The organism is Ampullimonas aquatilis (assembly GCF_049675895.1).
Taxonomy (GTDB): domain Bacteria; phylum Pseudomonadota; class Gammaproteobacteria; order Burkholderiales; family Burkholderiaceae_D; genus Ampullimonas; species Ampullimonas aquatilis.
Genome location: NZ_CP183834.1, coordinates 1756984 through 1781419, shown reverse-complemented (window position 1 = coordinate 1781419; position 24436 = coordinate 1756984). Strand labels below are relative to the sequence as shown.

At 43.0% G+C, this 24436-nt stretch carries 20 protein-coding genes; 10 read left to right on the top strand and 10 right to left on the bottom strand.

Translation table 11 applies throughout. From position 1 onward, the window contains the following. Positions 1–87: 87 nt before the first annotated feature. The 4 genes from ACMYR3_RS08145 to ACMYR3_RS08130 all read right to left on the bottom strand — a co-directional run bounded on the left by ACMYR3_RS08145 (position 88) and on the right by ACMYR3_RS08130 (position 4598). Positions 88–1260, bottom strand: coding sequence for a porin (locus tag ACMYR3_RS08145; protein ID WP_424196250.1), 1173 nt, complete (start codon positions 1258–1260; stop codon positions 88–90). Between the two features lie 236 nt (positions 1261–1496). Further along, positions 1497–2027: a c-type cytochrome gene (locus ACMYR3_RS08140; RefSeq protein ID WP_424196248.1), complete on the bottom strand. Its 531-nt coding sequence runs from the start codon at positions 2025–2027 to the stop codon at positions 1497–1499. 3 nt (positions 2028–2030) lie between these two features. Next, positions 2031–2609, bottom strand: coding sequence for a pentapeptide repeat-containing protein (locus ACMYR3_RS08135; RefSeq protein WP_424196246.1), 579 nt, complete (start codon positions 2607–2609; stop codon positions 2031–2033). Between the two features lie 120 nt (positions 2610–2729). Continuing rightward, positions 2730–4598, bottom strand: coding sequence for a methanol/ethanol family PQQ-dependent dehydrogenase (locus ACMYR3_RS08130; protein WP_424196244.1), 1869 nt, complete (start codon positions 4596–4598; stop codon positions 2730–2732). A gap of 293 nt (positions 4599–4891) precedes the next feature. Between ACMYR3_RS08130 and ACMYR3_RS08125 the strand changes: the two genes are divergently transcribed. After that, positions 4892–6178, top strand: coding sequence for a sensor histidine kinase (locus ACMYR3_RS08125; protein ID WP_424196242.1), 1287 nt, complete (start codon positions 4892–4894; stop codon positions 6176–6178). 26 nt (positions 6179–6204) lie between these two features. Next, positions 6205–6837 (top strand): response regulator, encoded by a 633-nt coding sequence (locus ACMYR3_RS08120; protein WP_424196240.1) that lies wholly within the window; start codon positions 6205–6207, stop codon positions 6835–6837. A gap of 42 nt (positions 6838–6879) precedes the next feature. Here ACMYR3_RS08120 and ACMYR3_RS08115 read toward each other — a convergent pair whose 3' ends face one another. Further along, entirely contained in the window at positions 6880–7926 is a 1047-nt protein-coding gene (locus tag ACMYR3_RS08115) for an FAD:protein FMN transferase (protein WP_424196238.1), read from the bottom strand. Next, a complete protein-coding gene (locus ACMYR3_RS08110) occupies positions 7926–10073 on the bottom strand; it encodes a 4Fe-4S binding protein (protein WP_424196236.1) in 2148 nt (715 codons plus the stop codon). The genes ACMYR3_RS08115 and ACMYR3_RS08110 overlap by 1 nt, the downstream gene beginning before the upstream one ends. Before the next feature lie 123 nt (positions 10074–10196). Between ACMYR3_RS08110 and ACMYR3_RS08105 the strand changes: the two genes are divergently transcribed. Continuing rightward, positions 10197–11165, top strand: a complete 969-nt coding sequence (locus ACMYR3_RS08105) for a beta-propeller fold lactonase family protein (protein WP_424196234.1) — start codon at positions 10197–10199, stop codon at positions 11163–11165. Between the two features lie 231 nt (positions 11166–11396). After that, positions 11397–13136: a PQQ-dependent methanol/ethanol family dehydrogenase gene (locus ACMYR3_RS08100; protein WP_424196423.1), complete on the top strand. Its 1740-nt coding sequence runs from the start codon at positions 11397–11399 to the stop codon at positions 13134–13136. A gap of 183 nt (positions 13137–13319) precedes the next feature. Here the strand turns inward: ACMYR3_RS08100 and ACMYR3_RS08095 are convergent, their stop codons facing one another. The 3 genes from ACMYR3_RS08095 to ACMYR3_RS08085 all read right to left on the bottom strand — a co-directional run bounded on the left by ACMYR3_RS08095 (position 13320) and on the right by ACMYR3_RS08085 (position 17734). After that, complete coding sequence (locus tag ACMYR3_RS08095; RefSeq protein ID WP_424196233.1) at positions 13320–14315, bottom strand: DUF6976 family protein; 996 nt, start codon at positions 14313–14315, stop codon at positions 13320–13322. A 21-nt stretch (positions 14316–14336) separates the two neighbouring features. Then, positions 14337–15122, bottom strand: a complete 786-nt coding sequence (locus tag ACMYR3_RS08090) for a hypothetical protein (RefSeq protein ID WP_424196231.1) — start codon at positions 15120–15122, stop codon at positions 14337–14339. Positions 15123–15679: 557 nt separating this feature from the next. Next, the gene (locus ACMYR3_RS08085; protein ID WP_424196229.1) at positions 15680–17734 is read right to left on the bottom strand and encodes a sigma-54-dependent Fis family transcriptional regulator; all 2055 of its coding nucleotides are present in this window, start codon (positions 17732–17734) and stop codon (positions 15680–15682) included. 329 nt (positions 17735–18063) lie between these two features. Here ACMYR3_RS08085 and pedF point away from each other — a divergent pair, with 329 nt between their 5' ends. The 3 genes from pedF (at position 18064) to ACMYR3_RS08070 (ending at position 20770) form a co-directional block, all read left to right on the top strand. Beyond that, positions 18064–18519: a cytochrome c-550 PedF gene (pedF, locus tag ACMYR3_RS08080; RefSeq protein WP_424196227.1), complete on the top strand. Its 456-nt coding sequence runs from the start codon at positions 18064–18066 to the stop codon at positions 18517–18519. Positions 18520–18525: 6 nt separating this feature from the next. Next, entirely contained in the window at positions 18526–19362 is an 837-nt protein-coding gene (locus tag ACMYR3_RS08075; RefSeq protein WP_424196225.1) for a substrate-binding periplasmic protein, read from the top strand. Between the two features lie 85 nt (positions 19363–19447). Further along, positions 19448–20770, top strand: coding sequence for an NAD(P)/FAD-dependent oxidoreductase (locus ACMYR3_RS08070; RefSeq protein WP_424196223.1), 1323 nt, complete (start codon positions 19448–19450; stop codon positions 20768–20770). Between the two features lie 112 nt (positions 20771–20882). Here ACMYR3_RS08070 and ACMYR3_RS08065 read toward each other — a convergent pair whose 3' ends face one another. Then, positions 20883–21938, bottom strand: coding sequence for an asparaginase (locus ACMYR3_RS08065; protein WP_424196221.1), 1056 nt, complete (start codon positions 21936–21938; stop codon positions 20883–20885). A 218-nt stretch (positions 21939–22156) separates the two neighbouring features. On the opposite strand from ACMYR3_RS08065, the gene lexA reads away from it, so the two are divergent. From lexA to ACMYR3_RS08050, 3 genes are all read left to right on the top strand, one after another. Continuing rightward, complete coding sequence (gene lexA, locus ACMYR3_RS08060; protein WP_424196219.1) at positions 22157–22816, top strand: transcriptional repressor LexA; 660 nt, start codon at positions 22157–22159, stop codon at positions 22814–22816. 51 nt (positions 22817–22867) lie between these two features. After that, the gene (locus ACMYR3_RS08055; RefSeq protein ID WP_424196217.1) at positions 22868–23443 is read left to right on the top strand and encodes a hypothetical protein; all 576 of its coding nucleotides are present in this window, start codon (positions 22868–22870) and stop codon (positions 23441–23443) included. Positions 23444–23841: 398 nt separating this feature from the next. After that, positions 23842–24417 carry a PEP-CTERM sorting domain-containing protein gene (locus tag ACMYR3_RS08050; RefSeq protein WP_424196215.1) on the top strand — a complete coding sequence of 192 codons (576 nt, stop codon included), beginning with the start codon at positions 23842–23844 and terminating at the stop codon, positions 24415–24417. The last annotated feature ends 19 nt before the right edge of the window (positions 24418–24436 follow it).

The window sequence follows — 24436 nt, the reverse complement described above, 5'->3', positions numbered from 1 at the left end:
AGCGCAATCAGAAAAAAAGCGCATGCTACCCGAAAGCAACATGCGCAACGCCCTGTAAAACGAAGAAAACTTTTTTATATCAACCGATTAGAAGAACAGGATAGCACCCAGACCAACACCATTGGCTTTGGCTTTTTCGCCATTGAATGTTTTGGATTCGGTACGGCTCAGTTCAGCAACCAGAGTCAGGCTAGGTGTCAGGCTGTGGTACAGACCCAGTGTGACGTTGGTGTTGTCTTTCAAAGCCAGACCAGTGCCATCTTTGATACGGCTTACGCCATAACCCAAGCCGAGTTTGTTGACTGGGGTAACTTTGTATGTACCTTGCAGCAAGAAGTTGTTCTGTTTCAGGTCACCAGAGTCTCCGTCTGCCAAAATACCCAGGCCTTTACCAGTTTGGTAGTTAGCTAGTACGCCAGCATCGCCGAATGATGCGCTACCACCAATTTCAAAACCATTCATAGTGAAATCAGGAGTGCCAGCCGTTGTGGAGTAGAATTTCTGGGTTTTAACGCCAGCCCAACCCTTGAAACCAGCGTCAGCATAGTTCAAGCGCAACTGGATCTGTGGCTGATTTTTGGATTGAAAAGTACCGCCGTTATCGACCGGACTATACAAGCCACCGCTAAATGTCATACCACTCATTGCAGGTGATTTATAAGTAATTTGACCATAGTGACCCAGGTAGCTATAGCCAGCACCAATGTGGCCCAGTGAAACGCGGTTACGCTGAGTTGCTTGTACCGGAGCACCAACGCCCAACAAAGTCATGTCGCTCAAAATAGCATCGGAGCCAAAGCTACCATAGTCACGGCCAACCTTAACAGTACCCATTTCAGCAGTACCAAAAGTCAGGAATGACTGACGAATATCTACGTTGTTGTTATTGGCAATCGCATTGTCAGATGAAATGGCAGCACCAATCATGAACGTACCACCAATATCAATACCATTCTGTTTGGTCTTGAATGACGTGATCAGTGCGTTTGGCAACAGGCCGTTACCAATGTTAGTGGCACCATCTTTACCACCACAGCCCAATTGTTTTCCACCCAAGGCCAAGCCAGAATTAGCAATCGTGACATTGGCGCTACCGGAGCAGCTCACATGGGTGTAGTAACCATTCAGGTAGCCATTGATGGACATGTCGAAATCACCAGCTTTGAAATCGATAGCCATGGCTGAAGTTGATGCCAGAGCGGCAGAAACACACACAATAATCTTGCGGGCCGAAAATGTTGTTGAAACTGACTGCTTCATATGTTCTCCTCGAATCGGTTATTTTTTAACGTTGATGCTTATTTATGAGTGCATTCAACAATTTACATATAGGCAAGCACTGTGCCGATTGTTAACTATTTGATTTTTAATGAAATTTAAATTTACAAGAAATTGACAATAGAATGCGCCTGCTCCAAAAGTGTCATTGTGTTGATGCACTTTGAAACACTCGTAACGCATTGGTACATGCTGCAGAGCAAAATAGATTGAACTTTTTAGGGCGGAGTGGATTGACTGACCGATTCCAAAAAGTTCTTGATGGCCCAAATTGACTCTTGGCTCAATAATCCTTTCCAAGCTGGCATGTGGGTAACGCCAATCCTTGTTTTTCCTTCTAGTACTGAATTCAGAAAATACTGATCGGTGTCTTTCATGCAGGCATCGAAGTATTCTCTGTCGACTTTATTTCGACAGTAACTATCCAGCTTGCGTAGCTCGGGAGCGCCTGCCGGCTTTAAAGCATCAACACCATGGCAACGTGCACAATTTTCATTGAATAGGGTATTCCCTAGTTTTACAATCAATTCACTATTACTTTGAATACCTCGATAAGGATTGGGTATTTGCCACTGATTGCCTAACTTTGGCAATTCGCCGGGTGTAGGTAATGAGCCTTTCACTTCATCAGCTTGAGTAATGACATGTACTGTTGAAAGACTGACGAATAGAATGAGCAGAGATGATTTGAATAACAAGCGATATAGTTTGTTGAGATTCATAATAGTAGTGGTCAATTGAGTTTTCATTGATTACCAATCCTTGGGGCAACCCTTGCAGCCCTCCATGAAGGCGTCAGGAAATATGGTGTATTTGATTAATGCGCCTTCCAGATTCGCATTTTTCAAATTGGAAGCGACAAATTTTGTTTCTTGAACGTTGGCATTGGTCAGATTTGCTTCAACAAACCAACCAAAATTGGCGCGCGCTGCTTCAAGATTGGCTGCTGTCAAATCGGCTTGCGATAGATCGGTTCTGAGTAGTCGTGCCAACTCAAGATTGACGCCGACCATTTTTGCTCCTTTAAGCGACGCACCTGATAGATTGGCTTGCTTTAAATTTGCTCCTGTCAAATCGGCACCATCCAGAATTGCGCCACCTAAATTGGCTGCCCGTAAATCTGCGCGTGCGAGGTTGGCACCCGTCAAGTCGGCACCCGCCAGGTTTTTATAAGCGAGGTTGGCATGTCGAAGATCAGCACCTTTACATTGTGCATATGGCCAGATAAAGCAACCTTTGATATTTAATGGTTCTTCGGCTTTAATTGAACAACAAGCAATTAGCATGATTGTGAGTAGCAGAATTTTTGGAAAGATCTTTTTTGGATCCATGGGCTAATCCTTAATGAATAAAAAAAGGCTGACCGGTTTAGCAGTCAGCCTGTCAAGACGAAGCCTTTCAGAAGCTACAGAAGTTGAGACCAATCTTCCTCTATAGCACAAGTCAAATGCTTAATTCTTAGGTAATTTGAATACCCAGTAAGAACCGCCTTGCTGCAATTGCTTGGTCAACTCAGCCATATCACCACCCCAGAGTGGAACTGCGCCACCGTAGCCGGAATGCAAGCCAACATATTGCTCACCATCCATTTCCCAGGTGATAGGGGCTGAAACAATGCCGGAGCCAGTTTGGAATTTCCATACTTCTTTACCAGTTTTTGCATCCAGCGCAAGCAGATAGCCATCACCAGTACCGGTAAAGGTAATGCCGCCAGCAGTCGTCAAAGTACCTGCCCACATTGGGAATTTTTCAGTTCTTTTCCAGACAACTTTACCTGTTTTAGGATCCAGTGCTTCGATGATGCCTACGTGATCATCAAACAGTTTTTTAATCCGGAAACCTTGTCCCAAGTAAGCAGAGCCAGCCTTGTAGGAAACTTCTTCAGTCCAGTAATCTTCAGCCCATTCGTTACCTGCAATGTAAAACAAGCCAGTGTCTGGGTTATATGACATGGGATTCCAGTTTTTACCACCGAGGAATGGTGGCGAAACGAATACTGGTTTACCACTTTTTTCGCCAGGCGCTGGCAGTGGAGGGCGTTGACCTTCAACTTCATTTGGCTTGCCAGTCTTCAGATCAAAACCTTTCGCCCAAGTAATGCCTTCAACAAACGGGTAGGCTGCCAAAAGTGATGTGGGTTTGTTTGGATAACCTGCGCCATCAGCGAGTTTGTTACGGTCAGTGACGAAGAAGAAGCCATTACGGTCTGCGTGTGCACCGGCTTTAACGATCTTTCCTGAGCTGTCTTTGTATTCAAACAAGACGATTTCGTTGTTGCCAGAGAAGTCCCAGGCATCATTGGGAGTATGTTGGAAGAAGCCTTTCAGATTACCGTTGGATGGGTCAATGTAAGCTTGACCAGAAGTGAACAGGCTTTCCCATTTACGCGGATCATCACCTGGTTTAGTCCGCTTCCAGGTATTCCACGGGGCAGGGTTTCCTGTACCAACAACGATGGTGTTGTTTTCCACGTCAAAAGAAGCCGATTGCCAGGGTGCGCCGCCGCCATGACTCCATGGCTCTACCTTGCCCGTTACAGAGCCAGCTTCATCTGGCCATGATGGACCTTTTGCATCACCAGAAGGTGTACTGTCCTTGCCATTCAAGCGGCCAACATGACCTTCAACAAGAGGCCGCATCCAGACTTCTTCACCGGTATCGGGATCACGAGCATAGAGTTTACCGACAACACCGAACTCATCGCCAGATGAGCCATGTACCAGCAGGACTTTGCCAGTTTTTTGATCTTTAACAATAGTTGGTGCGCCACTCATTGTGTAACCAACTTTGTGATCTTCAAACTTTTGTTTCCAGACCACTTTACCGGTATCTTTATTCAGTGCAACGATACCAGCATCCAATGTACCAAAGAACACCTTGTCACCATAGATGGCCGGACCACGGTTTACCACGTCACAGCATGGACGAATATCTTCTGGCAGGCGATATTCATATTCCCAGATTTTTTTTCCGGTACGAGCATCCAGGGCAAAAAAACGTGAATAAGATGCGGTGGCATAAATCACGCCGTCATAAACCAGGGCTTGTCCTTCTTGCCCACGTTGTTTTTCACCACCGAAGGAGAATGACCATACTGGTGTAATTTTGGAAGCGGTTTGTGGAGTGATCTGTTTGGCTGGGCTGTAACGCTGTGCTTTAACACCCATGCCATACTGCAAAACATCACTAGTAGTTTTGTCGTCGTTTAAAATATCGTTCCAAGTGACTTGTGAAGCCGCAAATGCTGACATTGAAAATGTGGCAGCAATAGCAAGCACCAAAGCCTTCGGTGCGACTTGTTGGTACAAACCTCGTTTCATTTTATCTCCTCATGCAGTGAGTTATTTTGTTAAAGGCAATCGCAATTCTGTTTTCGCCTTCGAGAAGTATAGAAAGCTGAGGGGTTAAGGCATAGGGAGTGCTGCCCTGTTACGTAGGGAGTTATTCCCGGTTGCATTGATGTGCTGTGAAAATTAATTTTTCACTTAGATTATTGAAATATTTCTTGTGAAAACAGTACTTTCAGGCTTAGATAAGCAATAAGCTGGATTTCAAATTTTTATGATTTTCTTTTAGATTTTTTTAGAAGATTTGTCTTCATTCTGGGAAAGAAATGGACCTAAGAGTACGTTTGGTTTTTAGTCTTGGTATTGCTCTTGTGATTATGTTGATCACATCGTTAGTTGTTTTAACGAGCAATATTCTTAGCGATGTTGAGCATGAAATAACGGCTACTTCCGAGCTTATTGATCTTGTTTTATTGGCAAATGAAGCAAAGCAACAAGGCGGTGTCGGTGTATCGGAAATGATTTCACCTTTTCAACTTAAAAATTTAAGGCATGTATCTGCAAGATTAATTAAGCCTACAGATAGTGGTATTGAAAATAATGCAGAGTCAGACAAATGGGCTGTTGCCTTTTTCAACAAGGAACTCAGTATTAGTAAGACCTATAGAATTCCAATGGGTGAAGATATATTGTTAATTCAACCAAATGCTCAGTCTGAATTGGATGAATCAGTTTCGGATGTGATCAGGATTATGGTTGCTTTTTTACTTTTCTCATTAATTACCTTATTGGTGGCATGGTGGGTAGCACATTGGGCATTATCACCAGTTAGAGAGTTGTTAGATTGTTTAACTAAATTGGAAAAAGATGAGTCAATTAAGTCCCGTCGCCATTTTCAACTCAAAGAGTTTGAACGGATTGCATTAGGCATTGACCATCTTGCGGAGAGCTTAAGAGAAGCAAGGCATAATCAAAAGCAGTTAACTCATAGACTATTGGAACTGCAGGAAAGTGAACGCAAAGAAATCGCGCGAGAATTGCATGACGAGTTGGGTCAGGTGCTTACCGCAATAACAGTCGATGGCGCTTTTATAGAGCGCCATGTGCTAACTGCGAATCCCCAGCAAATTAAATCTTGCGCGCATAATATTGTCTTGCATTCAAGAAGTATTGCTATGCATGTTCGAACTTTGTTAACAAGGCTCAAGCCGCACGGTTTAGAAGGCTTGGGTTTGCTTGATGCGATGAGAGATTTGATTGGTAGTTGGCAGGGACGTGTTAACGGGCCAACAATACACATTAATCTCCCTGAAAAACTGCAAATTCAAGATCAGAGTACCGGTTTGGTTCTCTATCGATCTTTGCAAGAAATGCTTACCAATGTTTTTCGTCATAGTGAGGCCAAGAATTGCTATATCAAACTAGAACATGAAATAGAGGGCTTGCGCTTAAGAATTGAGGACGATGGTGTCGGGAGTTTGAGTAAGATTAATCAAAGTAAGGGCTATGGCCTGTTAGGATTGAGAGAGCGCCTAAGTATGGTAGATGGTCAATTGACAATTACCGAGCGAATACCAATTGGTTTGGCTGTTGATATATTTATACCGAATTAAATTAATTGCGCTAATTGGAATTGATAATGATAAGAATTTTACTTGTAGATGATCACGCGGTAGTAAGAGCAGGGTATCGGCGTTTTCTTGATGCAGAGCCCGATTTTACTGTGATTGCTGAAGCAGCAACGGCAGATGATGCTTATGCCTTGTTGAGTCAAGGTAATATTGACTTGGCAATAGTTGATATCAATCTGGGTGCTAGTAGCGGTATAGAGGCAATTCGTCGAATGCTGTTACGTCAAAGTGGTTTGAAGGTGTTGGTTTTTTCTATGCACAATAATCCATTATTTGTGACGCAGGCGATGAGAGTGGGGGCGCTAGGTTATATAACAAAAAACAGTGAACCATCTGAAATGATTGATGCAATCAGACGCGTAGCAATAGGGCAAAAAGTCTTATCTTCTGAGATAGCTCAAACGATTGCTAAGCAAACACTGGAGCAAGAAAGCTTAATGAGTCGATTGACACCAAGAGAATTTGAAGTATTAAGAATGATGGTGAAGGGCGAGTCAACTAACGAAATTGCTACCGCCATGCATCTCAGTCCTAAAACCATATTTAACTACTTGTCATTGATACGCCAAAAGTTGGAGGCCGAAAACGATTTTCAATTATTATGGTTAGCAATTCGATATGGTGTAGTGGATTCAAATTAAGGGCTGCAGGCATCTATCTGCCTACAGCCTTCAAAGCACTCCCTATACCAAGTCAAATTTGGCACCTTCAGTAACAATCCAATTTCTTTCTCTTGTCAAAATAACTGCATCAGTACCTGGAATTTTTTTCAAGAAATCGAGCGAAGCCTGCGGTGACATCATGAACAGTGGTTTGGTTAATGCATCTGCGACAGCACCTGTCTCAGCCAATACAGTGACACTCAAAATTTCTGTAGGTGAGTGTCCGGTTCTTGGATCAAAGATATGATGATTTTTTCTATCTTGGGTAAATGTCGTATAAGCAGCACTTGATGTGGCAATATATCGGCCATCTAATTGAAGGCGCCCTAAAATATCTTTATTTGACTTATCCTTCGAGAAAATTTCAGGATTCTCCAATCCTAAATTCCAGTTTCTATCTGAACTTGCTTTTCCTAAAGAGGCAAACTCACCGGCATTGATTAATGCATGTTTGATACCAAATTGCTTAAGTACTTCGGTCGCCTTCTGGGAGGCGTAGCCTTGAGCAATTCCATTCAGGGTGAGCTGAATATCTTTATGATTCAATAAAATTTGATCGTTATTTATGGAAATAGAACGCCAGTCAATCAGTTTTTTGGCAGTTTGAATTTCTAATGGTGAAGGTGTGCGATTTTCTATACTGGCTTGTGCATAGGTTTCCCATAATCGTTGCACGGTGATATCAAATAAACCATTAGATATTTCAGCCATTGCTTGAGATTGTTTTAGTATCTCAAGTAGCCATGGGTGGGCATTATTCAAAAAGCCATTTTTATTTAATTGACTTAATTGACTATTTTTTTCGTAAATACTCATGAGATCATTGACTTGCTTAATTGCTTGTAAAGCGGCATCAATGGCTGCTACCAGAACAGTTGAGTTCTCATGGCGAGCTTGTACCGTGACGACAGTACCAAAAGCTAGGGTGCTTTTTTGCTGTTCAATCAATGCATCTTCATTTGAATGACTTGTCTCGGTTTGTTGAATGGTATATCTGGCACCGAGGAGAAGACCGCTCGTTGCTACGAAAGCCCCGAGGCCTGCAAATAGGAATTGTCTTTTTTTCATTATGCTGCCTTCTGTTCAGAATTATTGCCACGCACTTCGATGATCTTGCCATTTTTCTGTTGAATGATGACTGGAACGCAGCGAGTAGGACTATCGTGAATGACGACACAATCAAGGCATTGGAAGCAGTCGTCATATTGGATTTCTCCTTTTTTATCAATGGCTTTATATTGACAGGCTGGGCGACAGGCTTGACAAGGTTTGCCGCACTCAGCTCTTCTGGCTAACCATTTAAACATGCGCAACTTTCCACCTAAAGCCATTGCCGCACCGAGTGGGCAAAGGAAGCGGCAGTAAAATTTATAAATAAACAATCCCGCAAACAGTAATACACCAACATAGATGATGAATGGATAGGAGCGAACGAAAGCCAAGGTAATACTGGTTTTGAATGGTTCAACCTCATTAATGCTATCACTGACTTTTGGAGCAAGGACTGCAGCTGTAATGCAGACAAAAAGTACAACATATTTAAGATATTTAAGCTTGCCATCAACTGAATCTGATAACTTGATTTGAGGAATTTTTATCAATTTTGCAATAGCACCTAAGAATTCTTGCATGGCCCCGAATGGGCATAGCCATCCGCAAAATGTACCTCGTCCCCAAACAAAGAATGTAATGATGGTGAAGATCCAAAGTAAGGTGCTCATTGGATCAAAGAGGAAAAACGTTAGTGCACGTTTTTCTTTCAGCGCTTGCAAAATGGACGTAATGTTGACGATAGAGAGTTGTCCTTGAGCGTAGTAACCGATGAAAAATAAGGTATAGACTAAAAAGCCAAATCGGAATGCTTTGAAGAATTTTTCATTACGTGTCACACGCTTCTGCAACACCAAGACCGCCGTCAAAATAGCCAAGCTAGCGACTAATGCAAGTAATTCAAACTTTCTTTGAATCCAGCTAACACGCCATCCTTTAATTTGCTTGGGAGGAATGTCTATATAATTTTTATTGACTTCAAAATCAAGTGGGTAAGAATGTGTGATTCTCTCTGGATAGATGTACCCTTTGACCCGGGTAACGTGAAGGGCAAAATTTTCTGGTATGGCAACATCAAGTCCTGATTGACCGATTACTTTAAATATCTTGTAATCGGTGAATGGCGTAGAGTCATTTGTCTGGATATTAAAGTCCATATCCATGTCACGCATGGTAATGGGAAGACCTCCCTGTGTGAGCGTTAATCTGTTAGGAACCGCAGCACGTACAAATTGCTCATCAACAAAACTGTATCTACCTTTACTGGCAATCAAAAAGGCCATATCCCCAGGCTTGAGGTGTTTCTGGAGAAAATTCCAATCTTTTTCGCTTAAAAGATTTTTTCCTACTGTTGGCAAATTAAGTAATGCAATACTGACGTCAATAAAATTTGCCTCAGGCTCCTCTAGCGCTGCTTTATCTAAGCCTTCCCATCCAGTGTTTGAAAAACCTTGCTCAATCGTTTTATTGTTTATGGTGATATGTTTAATCAATCCATCTTTTTCTAGATCTTGCCAGGTTTTCTTTTGATAAAAATCGGTTTTAATTCTGGCAACACTATCAAGATCAGCGCCACCGGTATACCCTAATTTGGCACGGGCAATTTTTAATGAGGCAGATAAGATGGTGTCAGTAATAATTCGGCAAGATGAAGTGGCTTTTAGGACGCCATCAATCAATACATTGGCTGCGCTGGAGTTATCTGAGCCAGGTGGTTTTTTCCCGATCTTGATACTCTGTTTAAGAGATAACCCCGGGAATTGTGAAACAAATGCCCGCATAGGGGTTTCACCTAGGCCTTCAACAAAAACTGGTTCATGATGTGATAACACGCGAGCATCATGAAATTTTCCATCCGGTGTCAAGATGACCAGTAAGTTAATTGGAATTCCTGCAAATCCAGGAATAGGAGCAAGATCAATGGATTCAAAGGCATAGCCTACTAGATCGGTTACTGGGCCATTTTCTTCAAAAATGGGCCATAGTGGTGGATCATTTTCTAATTTGCCAATTTTATATTTGGGGTACAGTTTTTGAAGATCGGCTTCTGTGAGTGTAGTTGCAGCTGAATTGAACGAAATGCAACTTAATACACTCACAAGAAGCCATCCTAGTAATTTGACTAACGAGAAGTTTATGAGTCGATGAGCGCCTGTATGATGCATTGTGTCTCCTGATTGTTTTTATCTTCTTTTGTTTATAAGTTTTATACAATCTACTCAGCGAAATGTATGCCAAGGAGTTAAGTCTTTTACTTTTTGTTTTTTATTAGAATTTTTGGAGATCGTATGACCATTAGCTTTATTAATAGAATCAGCTCAATAGTTGCTTCAGTACTTTTTTTAATTGGTGTAAACCCTGCTTTGTCAGCCCCTTTGGCCTATGTGCCAAATGAGAAGTCGGGCAGTCTTTCTGTTATCGATACTGAAACAGACTCGGTGATTGCCACGATTCCAGCAGGTAAAAAGCCACGTGGATTGGCGTTTAGTAAATTGAATAAACTACTCTATATTAGTGACCAGCCAAACAATGCACTATTGGTGTTAGATGTAAAGGCAATGAAGCCAGTAACGACTATTTCTTTAGGTGAATCACCAGAGGGAGTGGAAGCATCACCAGATGGAAAGTGGATTGTTGCTGCTGTGGAAACTTCAAATAGTATTAATTTAATTGAGGCCGCTACCAATACCAAGGTGGCGAATATTGTCAGCAAGGGTAAAAATCCAGAGCATGCTGTTTTTACGCCAGATGGGCGCTGGTTGTGGGTATCTGCTGAGGAATCTGATGTGGTAGATATCATTGATATGAAAACCAAAACGCAAATAGCCCAGGTCAAGGTGAGCGAGCGTCCTCGTGGCATAGTCTTTACACCAGATGGAAAAATTGGTTTTGTTGCTTGTGAATTAGAAGGCAAAGTCTATGCGATTGATGTAGCTACCAAATCTGTACTAACAATCATTAATGCTGGGCAGCGCAGTAATGGCGTTGCAGTGCACCCAAGTGGCCAATTTGTCTATGTCTCAAATGGTGGTGGCGCTAACGTTGTCGTTATTGATGTTGCAACACTGAAAGTTGTGGATAAGATTACTGTTGGTCAAAGACCATGGAACATGGCAATTACACCTGATGGTAAAAAGCTTTACGTTGCCAATGGGCGGTCTAATTCAGTGTCAGTGATCGATACAGAAAAAAAACAAAGCATTAAAGAAATTCCAGTAGGAGAACTGCCTTGGGGGGTTGTCATAAGTCCTGATTAAATTTTGTAGCATGATCTGTCACACTTTGAAACACAAGTATAGGACTGTTTCAAGCTTGATCAGTTGTTGCAGCTAAAAGTGCCATTAATTCTTAGTTTTTTACTAAAAATGCTTGGCACGTAGTTTGCCAGTTATATCGGGAAGTTTTCCTGACTTTAGACGGAAAATTTCACCGGCCAATTGTGTGTAATTATAAAATTGGACAACAACATGACCTTTCAGGAGACCTATATGCGAGTTATCCCATCTCGTCTGGCAGTAGCGATGGCGTTTGCTTTGCCAGCCGTTTTCAGTGTGTCAACGAGCCAGGCGGTGGTGACCGATCAGATGATCGAAGCCGGTTCCAGTAACACAAAAGAAGTTTTGACTTGGGGTTTGAGTACCAACGGTCAACGCTTCAGCCCGCTCAAACAAATTAATACTTCTACAGTAAAAAGCCTTGTTCCAGCTTGGACATTCTCTTTTGGTGGTGAGAAGCAGCGCGGCCAAGAGTCACAACCTGTGATTCACAATGGCAAGATGTTCGTTACTGCATCATACTCACGAATTTATGCACTGGATGTTAAAACTGGTACAAAGCTTTGGAAATATGAGCATCGTTTGCCGGAAGGTATCATGCCATGTTGTGACGTAATTAACCGTGGTGCTGCGCTTTATGACAACCTGGTTATTTTTGGAACACTGGATGCGCAATTGGTTGCTCTGGATCAAGATACCGGTAAAGTGGTTTGGAAAGAGAAGCTGGAAGATTACCAAGCTGGTTATTCATATTCAGCAGCACCAATCATTGCCAAGGGTATGGTAATTACGGGTGTTTCTGGTGGCGAGTTTGGTATTGTTGGTAAGGTTGAGGCACGTGATGCCAAGACTGGTGAGCTGGTGTGGTCACGTCCAACAGTTGAAGGTCATATGGGTACTCTGAAAGGCCAGCCGAATGGCATTACAGGTACCACCAATGCCTCATGGCCTGGTGATACATGGAAAACAGGTGGTGCAGCTACCTGGTTGGGCGGCACTTATGATGACAAGACTGGTTTGCTGTATTTTGGTACAGGTAATCCAGGTCCATGGAATAGCTGGACACGTCCTGGTGATAACCTCTACTCCTGCTCAACATTGGCAATTGATGTCAATACCGGCAAAATTGTTTGGTCTTATCAAACAACGCCTCATGACGGTTGGGATTTTGACGGCGTAAACGAGTTTGTTACTTTCGATATGGACGGCAAGCGTGTTGGTGCCAAAGCTGACCGTAACGGTTTCTTCTACGTTATTGATGCTAAAAATGGAAAATTGCAAAATGCTTTCCCATTTGTTAAGAAAATTACTTGGGCTAGCAGTATCGATCTGAAAACAGGTCGTCCTAACTTTGTCGATGACAATCGTCCAGGTAACCCAACAGATGCAACCGAGGGTAAAAAAGGTAAATCAGTTCTCGCTGCCCCATCATTCTTGGGCGGTAAGAATCAAATGCCTATGGCTTATAGCCCGCAAACTGGTCTGTTCTATGTGCCTTCCAATGAGTGGTCAATGGAAATCTGGAACGAACCAATTAGCTATAAAAAAGGTGCTGCATACCTAGGTGCTGGTTTTACCATCAAAACCAATGCTGATTACATTGGTGCACTCCGTGCGGTTGATCCTAAGTCTGGAAAGATCGTTTGGGAAACCAAAAACAATGCTCCTTTGTGGGGTGGTGTGATGACTACGGGCGGTGGATTGGTATTCTACGGTACACCTGAAGGTTATCTGAAAGCCATGGATGCCAAGACTGGTCAAGAGTTGTGGAAATTCCAGACTGGTTCGGGCGTAGTCGCTCCTCCGATCACTTGGGATGACAATGGTACACAATATGTTGCTGTTGTTTCAGGTTGGGGTGGTGCTGTTCCATTATGGGGCGGTGACGTTGCCAGCAAAGTTAATTATCTGGAACAAGGTGGTTCTGTTTGGGTATTTAAACTTGCAAAATAAACGCTTCACATTGTGATGTTGTTTTAAGTAACTTGATGGGTGTTTGATGCCCATTGCTAAAAAGGGCTTGGATACACCAAGCCCTTTTTTATTATCAGTAAATAGTTGTGATTTGGGTCGCAGATCTAAGCAGAATAAAAAAAGCTCACATGTCTATGTGAGCTTTTAAACAGCGGGGATTGATTAAATCGTGTCGATTGTCAAATATACCAAGGTTTGATTCAGTAACTGGTAAGCAATTTCTCCAAATGTAATGGGACCAGTTAAGTTGCCGGTCTTTTTGCCTGCCAATTCAGAGTACAGATAATTGAGAATACAGTTACATGAAAAAACAGTTGAAGCAGTATCTTCAGGGATATTCTTTTGGAAGGTTTGTACGTAGTTATCAACTTTGGCCGCTATCTTATATTCTGTTTCTGTAAAAACTGGAGCATAAAATTCGACAAATCCTTTTTCTGTATTCACTGATTGAAAACTAACATTAATGAGTGCGCCACTGTAGTCGGCAACAAGCGGCAGCTTAGTGTCAGTTTCTTGAGATGTAAGGTACTGAGCAAGATTAGTAAGTTTGCCATTTATCAAGCAGTTTCTTACTTTAAATCCATTTTCAAGAAATTGAATACTATCGCCTTCACCTTGATTAAATAGATTAATAATCCCAATATTCGCTACGGAATCATTTGGCAAAGTTAAGTGTAATACGATGGCCTGATCATTACTGACTTCACCAGTTTGCCCATTGATGACAAATGCGGGCTGATTACCTAGATCATTGAGATGCATGCCAGATATCCAACCAATCAGAGGTTTCATATACATATCCTCATAACTGGGTGCATTTTTAGCGAACTCTTGATGAGCTTCGCTGAACGCAGGCAATATTAAAATAGAGAAGCCATTTTCTGGTGCATCCTGACATATTGTTGGTAAAGCCGCTTTGTCGTATAAACGAATGTTGGGACGGCGAGCGGTATCCGGCAATTCGTGAATAAAGATTTTTTCTTTAGTATCAGTGCCACCATCCTGACCAATAAAGTAAGGGATGGAACCACCAATCCAATTGCCTTTGGGTAGTTTCTTTAATAATGCAATATCAGCAGCGACTGTGCATGGTCGACCATCTGCCAAAATTCCAACGGCTTCTTCTAAAGAATAGAGTTTTCCGGGTAAATTATTCATGTCGTCATTCGCCTGTTTTCGTTAGCTGTTTTGACCAGAGAATTGCTGCATTTGCTTGATCTCATGACCAAGAAGTTTGGCATTTTTTTCAAAATATCGGTGAAGTTCACCTAATTTCATTTGTTTAACGCCATCATCCTGTATGACTCGCATTTGAGATTTGAGTCTGGTTAATAACAATTTCAGGCTAAGTACTTGAATATCGAGTTCAATCCGACCAGTAATGATTTGCTCCCAGATTGGATCTATCGCGTCTGGCACGGAGGTTTCCACATTGTTTGCTGTGGCCACTGGTGCAGCTACGGGTGCGGTTACCGGGGTGCTGACTGGGTTTAGTGCGGGAATAGTTTGTTGTGGTTCAATTCCGACTTTGCCACCTAATGATGTCGTGCCGTTATCCAAACCAAATTTGAGTTTCCAGATATCCTCTACGTTTACATTTAAGAGTGAGCAAATCAAATTAATGGATAGGCCTTCTCTAAAGTATTCAGCAATCCTATTTGCCATGCCATAGGTAAATGGCAGTTTGGTGTCGCCTTGCCAATTTTGTTTATCGAGATCTTTTTCTGATGGCGTCTGAACATGCAAATAGCAATGCATGTCTAGCATATCCAAATGTCGCCATGTATAAATGGCGCCAGATTTAAAGGTTTTGGTTGAAAACCAGAATTTATTACGTTCTTCCGGTACACCAAGCCAAATATCTAAAGTTTGTGTTTTACGATTGATTTTGTAGCGCATTACATCCCATTGAGCTGATAAACCCAATAGGCCAATGGCAAATTCTTCCTGCTTGCTGCTGGTCATATCTCCTCCTTATTAAGCCGTTGCATTATTTATTAGACTAATGTGTAAGTGAAATCGAAATCACTGATGTATGTGTACTTGACTCAGCGTTTCAATTTTTATCTGACTCTTCGGCCAGCATTTATTCTTACCATTTTCTTACATACGGGGCGGACTCTTTTTTACCAAGATTTAACAGTTAGCAATGAGAATTTATTGGCTAAGAATGAGGGTTTTTATTAATTTTCAAGAATCATGAGATATTGTTCATGATGATTTAGGGTAATTTAGCCCTTTGGCTAGTCATTATCGAATTGGATTAAGAAAGATGAGTGGCGCGAATTTTAATAGGTTATGAGATTGTAAAATACAATATTTGAAGTCGACATGGATATAGCAGGGTTTGAGATCGCTTGAAAATAGTGTTGATTTGTGAGAGCGCTGTCGATTTAATCTTAGTCAGAACAAGTGATGAAGTACGGTTGATTCTTATGAAAATCTTATTGTTTTGTATAAATACTTGATGCTCAAGTGAAATTCATACTGCCTACGAAGGGCAATATGAATTCAATTGATGATTATTGAAGCTTACGATAAATCGTATTGCGAGAGATGCCAAGTGCTCTGGCCGCTGCAGAAACATTGCCATGATGTGCTTGTAAAGCTTTTTGTATTGCTTGAACTTCAAGGTCTTCAAGTTTGCCCATGTTGTCAGGGGGAATATGACCAGTTGTGTGTGACTGATTGATTATTGGTGCCAGGGTTTGTAACGGCTCGCTGGATATGGTTTGAGAAGATTCTTGGGTTGAGCGAATTTGACGTAACGTTTCCATAAAATCTTCGGGCAAATGCTCGATACGAATCACGTGATCTTCATCTGTCATCACGATGGCAGTTCTTAATAAATTGGCAAGTTGTCTGAAGTTGCCGGGCCATGAGTGTTGCCTAAAAAGATCCATTACCTCGCTGGCAATCGTAAAACGACCATGACCAGCTGATTCCTGTGCCAGAATTTTTTCAGTTACTACATCCAAATCGGTTCGTTCTCGTAATGGCGGTAATTTGACCACGAGTCCATTGAGTCGGTAATACAAATCTTCACGGAATGATTTTTGTTCGATCATATTGTGCAAATTACGATGTGTTGCACAAATGACCATGACATTTACAGGAATCGATTTGGTGCTACCCAGTGGGGTGACAACGCGTTCCTGAAGAACCCGTAGCAGTCGAACTTGCAGGTTGAGTGGCATGTCACCAATTTCATCCAGGAAGAGAGTGCCACCATTTGCCTGAATAATCTTACCAACGGTACCTTTCTTCCGTGCGCCGGTAAAGGCGCCATCTTCATAGCCAAACAATTCTGATTCGATCAGGTTTTCCGGAATGGATGCACAATTCAATGCCACAAATGGCGCTTTGGCTCGCGGGGAGTCATTATGGATTGCCTGTGCTAAAAGATCTTTTCCTGTTCCTGTTTCTCCAGTGATGAGAATCGGGATGTCTCTACCCAGCACTTTGCCAACCCGTAAGATTAATTCAGCTAATTTAGGGTCGCCAGTATTGAGATAACGCAGACTGGAAAGTCGCGCAACTGACCGCTCGTTTTGTTGGTAGTTGATTGACGGTGAGATGTTATTGTTTTCTTCAGAAACTTTAGATGTTTGATTTTCTTGTGTCAGACTTTGCTGATCCGGTCTGATAACTTCACCGCTATGGCTTGGAAATGACGGGTTGTTTTTAACAATGGCCTTCCCATAAGCTTTTACACCATTATGCAATGACATGCTCAACAAGCCAGGATTGATGGTGCGATAGTGATCGTACAGTGCAGGGATGGTCAGTCCAAACAACGAACCAATAGTATGGGTACGTAATGCAGACAAGGTTAAACCCAACTGAAACATACAGGCACGATTTCCTGCGACAAATTTACCTGTTGGAGAAAAGACGGCAATACCTTCCATCAAGGTACCAATAAATTCTGGTCGTGTATGAAAGTGAATTTTTACCAGGTCAGCAAATGAGTTGACGATCATCTGATTTTCAATCATCTGTGCTGACATCCGAACGAGCGCCATCGTATGTTTATGATAAGTCCGATAGTCACCAGTCACATCCAATACACCTATTTGATTACCCGTGGCGTCAATGATTGGGCAAGCCGAACAGGTAATGCTTCTGTTGGCCATGAGAAAATGTTCTTCACCATGAACCAGTGTGGGCAGTTGTGTATAGATGGCAGTGCCAATGGCATTGGTTCCTTTGGTTTCTTCTGCCCACGAAACACCAGGAGACAGCGCGACTCTTTTGGCGTGCTCAATGATGTCTGTGTCACCAATTGAATGCATGATCATGCCATCTGCATCGGTCAACAATACCATGCTTTGTGTGTTGATAATTTGCTCGTAGAGCGTTTCCATGACGGGCAGGGCATGTTGATAGAGTAGCCGGTTTTGCTCTATGAGCCCATGCAATTGATGTTTTGCTATTGGTTCATTGTCAACAATTGCATTTTCAGTAAGTCCGTTAATCAGGCTACGTTGATGTGATTGCCCAATTATCCTGGCATGTTCGGTCTCAGCAGAAATAATTTGATCAGGGTTTTTCAGAGTCAATGAAGAGTCTGTCATTAGATATCTCCAATCTTGTTTTTATTGTTTAGTAATATGCAGTGAGTTGTTTCAGGTTGCAATTGGTAATTGTCCTCCTGGCAACAACTGCTCCATATTGTAGCAGCACACTGTTACATTAAACCGCACAAACTATTCAAATCAGTACAAAAATTAAAATGTACTTCAATGTTGTGATAAATTTTTTAACATGATGCTCTGTATAGGGTTTCTTCTTAGAGATTGTTGTTAACTTTATTGCTACTAATGACGTTACTGGCAATAGTAGTCAAGCCATAGTTCGTGGCATGGCTCTTGCCTCTTAGGCTGTTTTTATCAGGAGACGACTCATGCGTTTTAAGAAGTTTGCAATTACCGGTTTGTTGTTGGCTATGACTCAATTCGCCTGGGCTCATGGTGATGTGGTACCCCATGCTGTTGATACAAGTTCATTGCCACAGCTGGGCGCGGATTGGAAAGATAGCAATCCTTACAAAGGTAATCAAGCTGCTATCACACTTGGTTCGTCCGCTTTTAACCAAAACTGCGCTCGCTGTCATGGTCTTGAAGCTATTTCTGGTGGCGTAGCGCCAGATTTGCGTAAGTTGAGTCTGGATTGTCTGGACTTGGCTAAAGCCGAGAAGAAAGCTGCTTGCGAAAAAGATGTTGATGGCTACTTTTTGACTTCTATTCGTCATGGCAAAGTACGTAATGGTGCTGTGTATATGCCTCCGTTTGAAGGTACTTTGAGTCAAGAAGCGATGTGGGCTATTAAGTCATATATCGAGAGTCGTCCTTTCAAATAATCATTCATGACAAATCGTCGCGGTTTTTGCGCTGCCTTGATTGCAGCTGGTCTCGGTGGTTTTTCCTGGGTACAAGCCCAGGAGAAGTCATTGTGGGACGCTATTGTTCAGCGTGGATCTTTAAAGGTCGCAGTATATGAGGACTATGCGCCTTATTTTTCCAAGGGCATTGGTATTGAAGCCGATTTGGCTAATGCTTTGGCAACCAAACTTGGTCTCAAATTAACGTTGCTGCCTTTTAAGGCCGGCGAGAATTTGAACGATGATTTACGTAATATGGTTTGGAAAGGTCATTATCTTGGATATGGTCCGGCCGATGTCATGTTGCATGTACCCATCGACAAGATGCTCATGCGCGAAAATGACAAGGTCTTTATTTTTTCTCCCTATTATCGTCAGACTGTTCGGGTTGCCTATGATGGTGCTCGTTTTAATCAGTTGAACGATCTGAGTCAACTTGGTAAAACCGACTCGATTGGTGTATCACGTGATGGGATGGCGGCCACTTTGCTTCTTGGTAAAAATGGTGGTCAATACAAAGATCAAATCAGAATTTATAACGATTTGGCTGAGGCTGTTCCCCTGCTGAAGGAGGGTAAGCTCGCCGCAGTGGTGGGTGATCGGGCTGAAATCGAGTCATTGGATAAGGGTGAGCCTAAGCTGACTATTGATCCTGTACCTTTTTTGCCAATTTTGCCAAAAGGTTGGGCGATTGGTATGGCAGTGAAAAAGGATGAAATGGTTTTGGCACACAAACTGGATGATGCACTGACAGCCATGATTTCTTCAGGTGAGTTGGCTGCTTTGTTCAAACGAAATGGTGTTAATTATATTGCGCCATAAAATTCATTTTTTGCTTGCTTGATTGTCATCCTTCAATTGGCCTGATGTAATTCATCGGGCCAATTGACTTTTATAGAGAGACTACATGAGCCAACAACAATTACATCGTATCGTCGTAGTAGGTGGCGGAGCCGGCGGTCTTGAATTGGTCACGCAATTGGGTGATAAATTAGGTAGAACCGGTAAAGCACAAATCATTCTGGTTGATCGAAACCAGACGCACATCTGGAAACCACTCTTGCACGAAGTTGCTGCAGGTAGTCTGGATCCCAATTCTCAACAACTTGATTATGCTGCGCAAGCCTTATGGCATGGCTTTGAATTTCATTGTGGTGAACTCATTGGCCTGAATCGCGCTCAAAAAGTGATTACCATTGGCCCATTTCTTAGTGATACTGGAGAGGCGTTATTGCCAGAGCGTGAGCTTGCCTATGACATACTGGTTTTAGCCTTGGGCAGTAAAACGCATTTCTTTGGTGTTCCAGGTGCAGAAGAAAATACGATTGCCCTTGATACGGTACAGCAGGCTGAGCGCTTTCGCCGTGCTTTGATGGCGGTTTGTATGAAAACCCAAACTGCCTTGGATAAAGGTGCGGGACATCCACAGGTTAATCTGGCCATTATTGGGGCGGGTGCAACTGGGGTTGAGCTATCTGCTGAATTGCGTAATACTGCGCGGATTTTGGGTGCCTATGGCTTGCACAAGCTCGATGGTTTTCACGACATCAATATTACTTTGATTGAAGCTGGTCCACGTATTTTGCCAGCTTTGCCAGAAAAACTTTCTTCTACAACCCAAAAATTACTCAACGAGTTGGGTATTCAGGTCAGTACCTCGGATCCGGTTGCCGAAATCAAGCCTAACCTCATTTTGACAAAAAGTGGTCGGGAAATGCCGTTTGACCTGGCTGTTTGGGCTGCAGGTATCAAGGCACCACCGGTATTGGCTGAGTTAGATGGACTGGCTGTGAATCGAATTGCGCAGATTGAAGTGAATGCTTCTTTACAAAGTAAAAGTGACGTGAATATTTTTGCCTTGGGTGATTGTGCCGCTTGCGTCTGGCCGGAAAAAAATACGCAAGTGCCGCCACGTGCACAGGCAGCGCATCAGCAAGCCAGCTTTTTGTACAAGGCTATCTTATGTCGCCTGGAAGGCAAACCTTTGGCGATTTTCCATTACCGGGATTTTGGTTCCCTGGTTTCCTTGGGTGACTATAGTGCGGTGGGTAGTTTGATGGGTGGACTCATCAGTCGGAGCATGTTTATTGAAGGTGTGTTTGCTCGCCTGATGTACATCTCGCTTTATCGGATGCATTTCATGGCCTTGCATGGTGTGATGCGAACGGTATTGGATGTGCTGGCGCAACGGCTCAGAAAGTCAACGTTGCCTAAAGTCAAGTTGCACTAGCGGTTGCGTCTCATGATAAAATACCCCTGGGTAGTAAAATAATCGATCCTTATTTTACGCACTTGTGGGGTATTGATTTTATATATACTCCATTAATTCAATATATTTCTGCCTAAATCTGGTCAAAAATCTGCTGAACGATTTTTAGTGTTTTAGGGCTTGGATTGGCCGTCTCAGTTTGAGTCACCAGTAAAGCCAGCATTAAAACAATTCTCGCTTGAAAGGGGGATAAGTCATTGGCGCAGATAAAGCCCAGCTTGCTATCATCTTCTGCCGTATCTCGTTCCACCTTGCCATTGCCGGTACGGCTACTGCGCACGACCCACAAGCCGTGTTGGATTGCTTCATGCACCGTGTTAGCCAGATCGGCACTTAAACTGCCATTGCCAGTACCCGCCATCACCAAACCGGCGACACCCAGATTTTGATAGGCATTCACCATTTTGCTCGCAACGCCAGCGTAATGCAGCATGATTTCAACCATCGGCAAATCGTGCAAGGCATCTAAATTGATCTTGCTGAATTTGGCGAGTGCCAGGCCACTTTGCGTTCGGGCACCCTTAAAAAAATCAATCTGATCTAGTCCTATTTTCCCAAGTAATCCGTATTCACCAGAGCTAAACGCATCAATACCCGTGGTACGTTTTTTGGCAATATGGCGGGCAGCGTGGATACCATCATTCATCACCACCATGACGCCACGATGCCAGGCATTTTCATCGCTAGCGAGCTGAATGGCCTGATAAAGATTGCGTGGCCCATCGGTTGATAAGGCATCGGCGGGGCGCATCGCTGCGGTGAGGACGACAGGCTTGTTATGGGGAATGGTCAGGTGCAGAAAAAAAGCAGTTTCTTCCAGGGTATCGGTGCCATGCGTAATCACGATGCCATCAACCTCATTATTGGCGAGCAATTTTTTAACCTGACGGGCCAGTTCGAGCCAAATGACGGGTGTCATGTCCTTGCTATCAATGGCGCACAGTGCAGTTGTTTCAATCTGAGCCAGATTGGCTACCTGTGGAATCGCGGCTAACAATGCCTGTGCCGTCAATATTCCCGCTTGATAACGGGATGCATCGGGTGCAATTGCCTGGCCAGCAATCGTTCCACCGGTGGTGATCAGATGAATTTTAGGTAAATGCGAGGTATCACGATTTTGCGATTTCACGATGACATTGGCCAAATAATAGGGTGGTCTTATTGTAGGGGCTAGGAATACAGCATGTCATTTTGTGTGAGTTGATATTGTTAAAAAGACTTGCCAAATAAGAAATACTGTATAAAATAACAGCACTGATTATATGAACAGAGTTTGAAAAAATTCCTGTGCTTCAGCAACTGCAATAACCAGGTCTGGCCACTTCATCAAGTTAACGGAATCACACCATGATCAAACTGACTGCTCGCCAACAAGAAATTTACGATCTGATTCGTCGCGCAATCGACCAGACAGGCTTTCCCCCAACGCGTGCTGAAATTGCTACACAACTTGGTTTTCGTTCGGCGAATGCAGCCGAAGACCACCTGCAGGCTTTAGCTCGCAAAGGTGTGATCGAGTTGGTACCAGGTGCTTCGCGTGGTATTCGAGTTGTGGCGGAAACCAATTCAGCATCGTCGTCTTTCCAGTTCAGTTTACCCAGTGCTGCACTGATGCAATTGGCGTTGCCGTTGATCGGTCGGGTTGCTGCAGGTAGTCCGATTTTGGCTGAAGAACATATTGAGCAGCATTACCAGGTTGATCCGGCACTTTTTGCCAGTAAACCTGATTACCTGCTCAAGGTGCGCGGTATGAGCATGTGTGATGTTGGCATTATGGATGGTGATCTGCTGGCCGTACAAAAACAGCATGAAGCACGTAATGGTCAGATCATCGTCGCGCGTATCGGCGAAGAAGTGACCGTCAAGCGTTTTTCACGTAAAGGTAAAACCGTTGAGTTGATTGCCGAAAACCCGGATTTTTCCAATATTGTGGTGAATTTGGAGATTGAAGAATTCAGTATTGAAGGTCTAGCTGTTGGTTTAATTCGTCCAACAGAAATTCATTGATCAATCTTCCAGGAAGATCCGTTTTTTCACTTTTTGTAGTTGGAGTGTTCCATGAAAGCCCTGCATCGCTTGCCAGCATTACTGACTAACGGTATTCAATCTATTGCGCAGCGACCTTTGTCGCAATGGGCCATTGGGCGAAAAACCTCTGCTTATCGCTTGACACAGTCGTTACGTAATTCTGCTGTAGCCAGTGTTTCATCAGGACATTACTGGCTGGATCAGCGATTGCCATTTAAAGGATGGGCAGTCAGCCAGATTAATGAGTTATCTGTTGATACCTATAAAACTGACTACTATGAATTACTCACGTCCATTGTTCGTAGTACTGAACGAGCAAAACAAGGTGTCGTGCTGGTTGATTTGGATGCTGAGCAAGCGGGTGAGGCACATCGTGCAGCGCATTATTGGGTGAAGCAGGGTATCTCGGCAAATCATCTCATCATGATTGAAAAAGGAAATTTACAAGATCGACTTTGGACTGCTCAGCAATTACTGCAATGTGGTTCAGCAAGTACCATGATTTTATGGGGTGGTACAAGGCCATTGCCTGATAAGCTTGAGCAAGCCATTCAAGCTGCAGTTAAAAGCAGCCAAGCCATTGTTATCTGGCTTAGTCATGTTTGACGGGGCTTCATTGATTTGGCCGCTGTTAGTTTGAAATTTTCTGCCTGATCCGCACTTGATCAATTATTAACTTGATAGTTACCATAATTCGCTGACCATTAGCTTATGTTTTTGCTTCCCTATCAATGGTTGGGGGTTATCAATTAATCTTTATTAAACTTGTTGCTCCGTCAGACATACAAGATTGTGCTATGTAATTGATATCTCATTAATCAATACCGCATCTTGGTCTCAGGTTGCAGAGCGTCTCCCTTCCTTATCCTTGCGATATCACTAGTCCGTTCAGACTAATTTTTCCCTCTTCATCGTCATTGCTGCGTCACGCAGTCAGCTAACAATAGGGCTGTTGTTAATCAAGTCAGCTTGATTATTTGAGTCTTGTATAAATAGGGGGTGTTATGTTTCTGAAGAAAACGGCGATTGCTGTAGCCATGTTTACAGCTTTGTTAAGTCAAGCACATGCGACTTTGATCACAACAGATGGTTCCTGGAATCAGTTTGATGTTGACGATCTAACTGCACAATCCGGTGGCGTAGAGTGGATCCATATCAATGATGGAACGCAGCTTAATTATCAATTCACCATTGCCAATGGCTTTCAAGGTAAATTGACTGTCGTTGATGCCGTTTTTGCTGGGGACACTTTTAAAGTATTCAACGGTAATACGCTACTTGGCACAACGTCCCCGGTAACAGCGACCAATTATGAACAAAACCCACTCAACCTGGGCTATGACTTTGATGCTGCTTTGGCAAACAGTCAATTCAGTAAGGCCACTTACATTCTCACAGCCGGCACCTATGATATCCACGGCATGCTGGACCAATCTGTTTTGCTGGGTGGGACACCGCTCAATTCAACGAGTGGTGCTCTGAAGGTTGAGGTCGCTGCTGTACCTGTACCTTCCACCTTATTAAGCCTGATCAGTGGTTTGGCCTTGATCGGTTGTGGTATTCGTCGCCGTAATAAGTGATCTTTGAATAGAGTAGGGA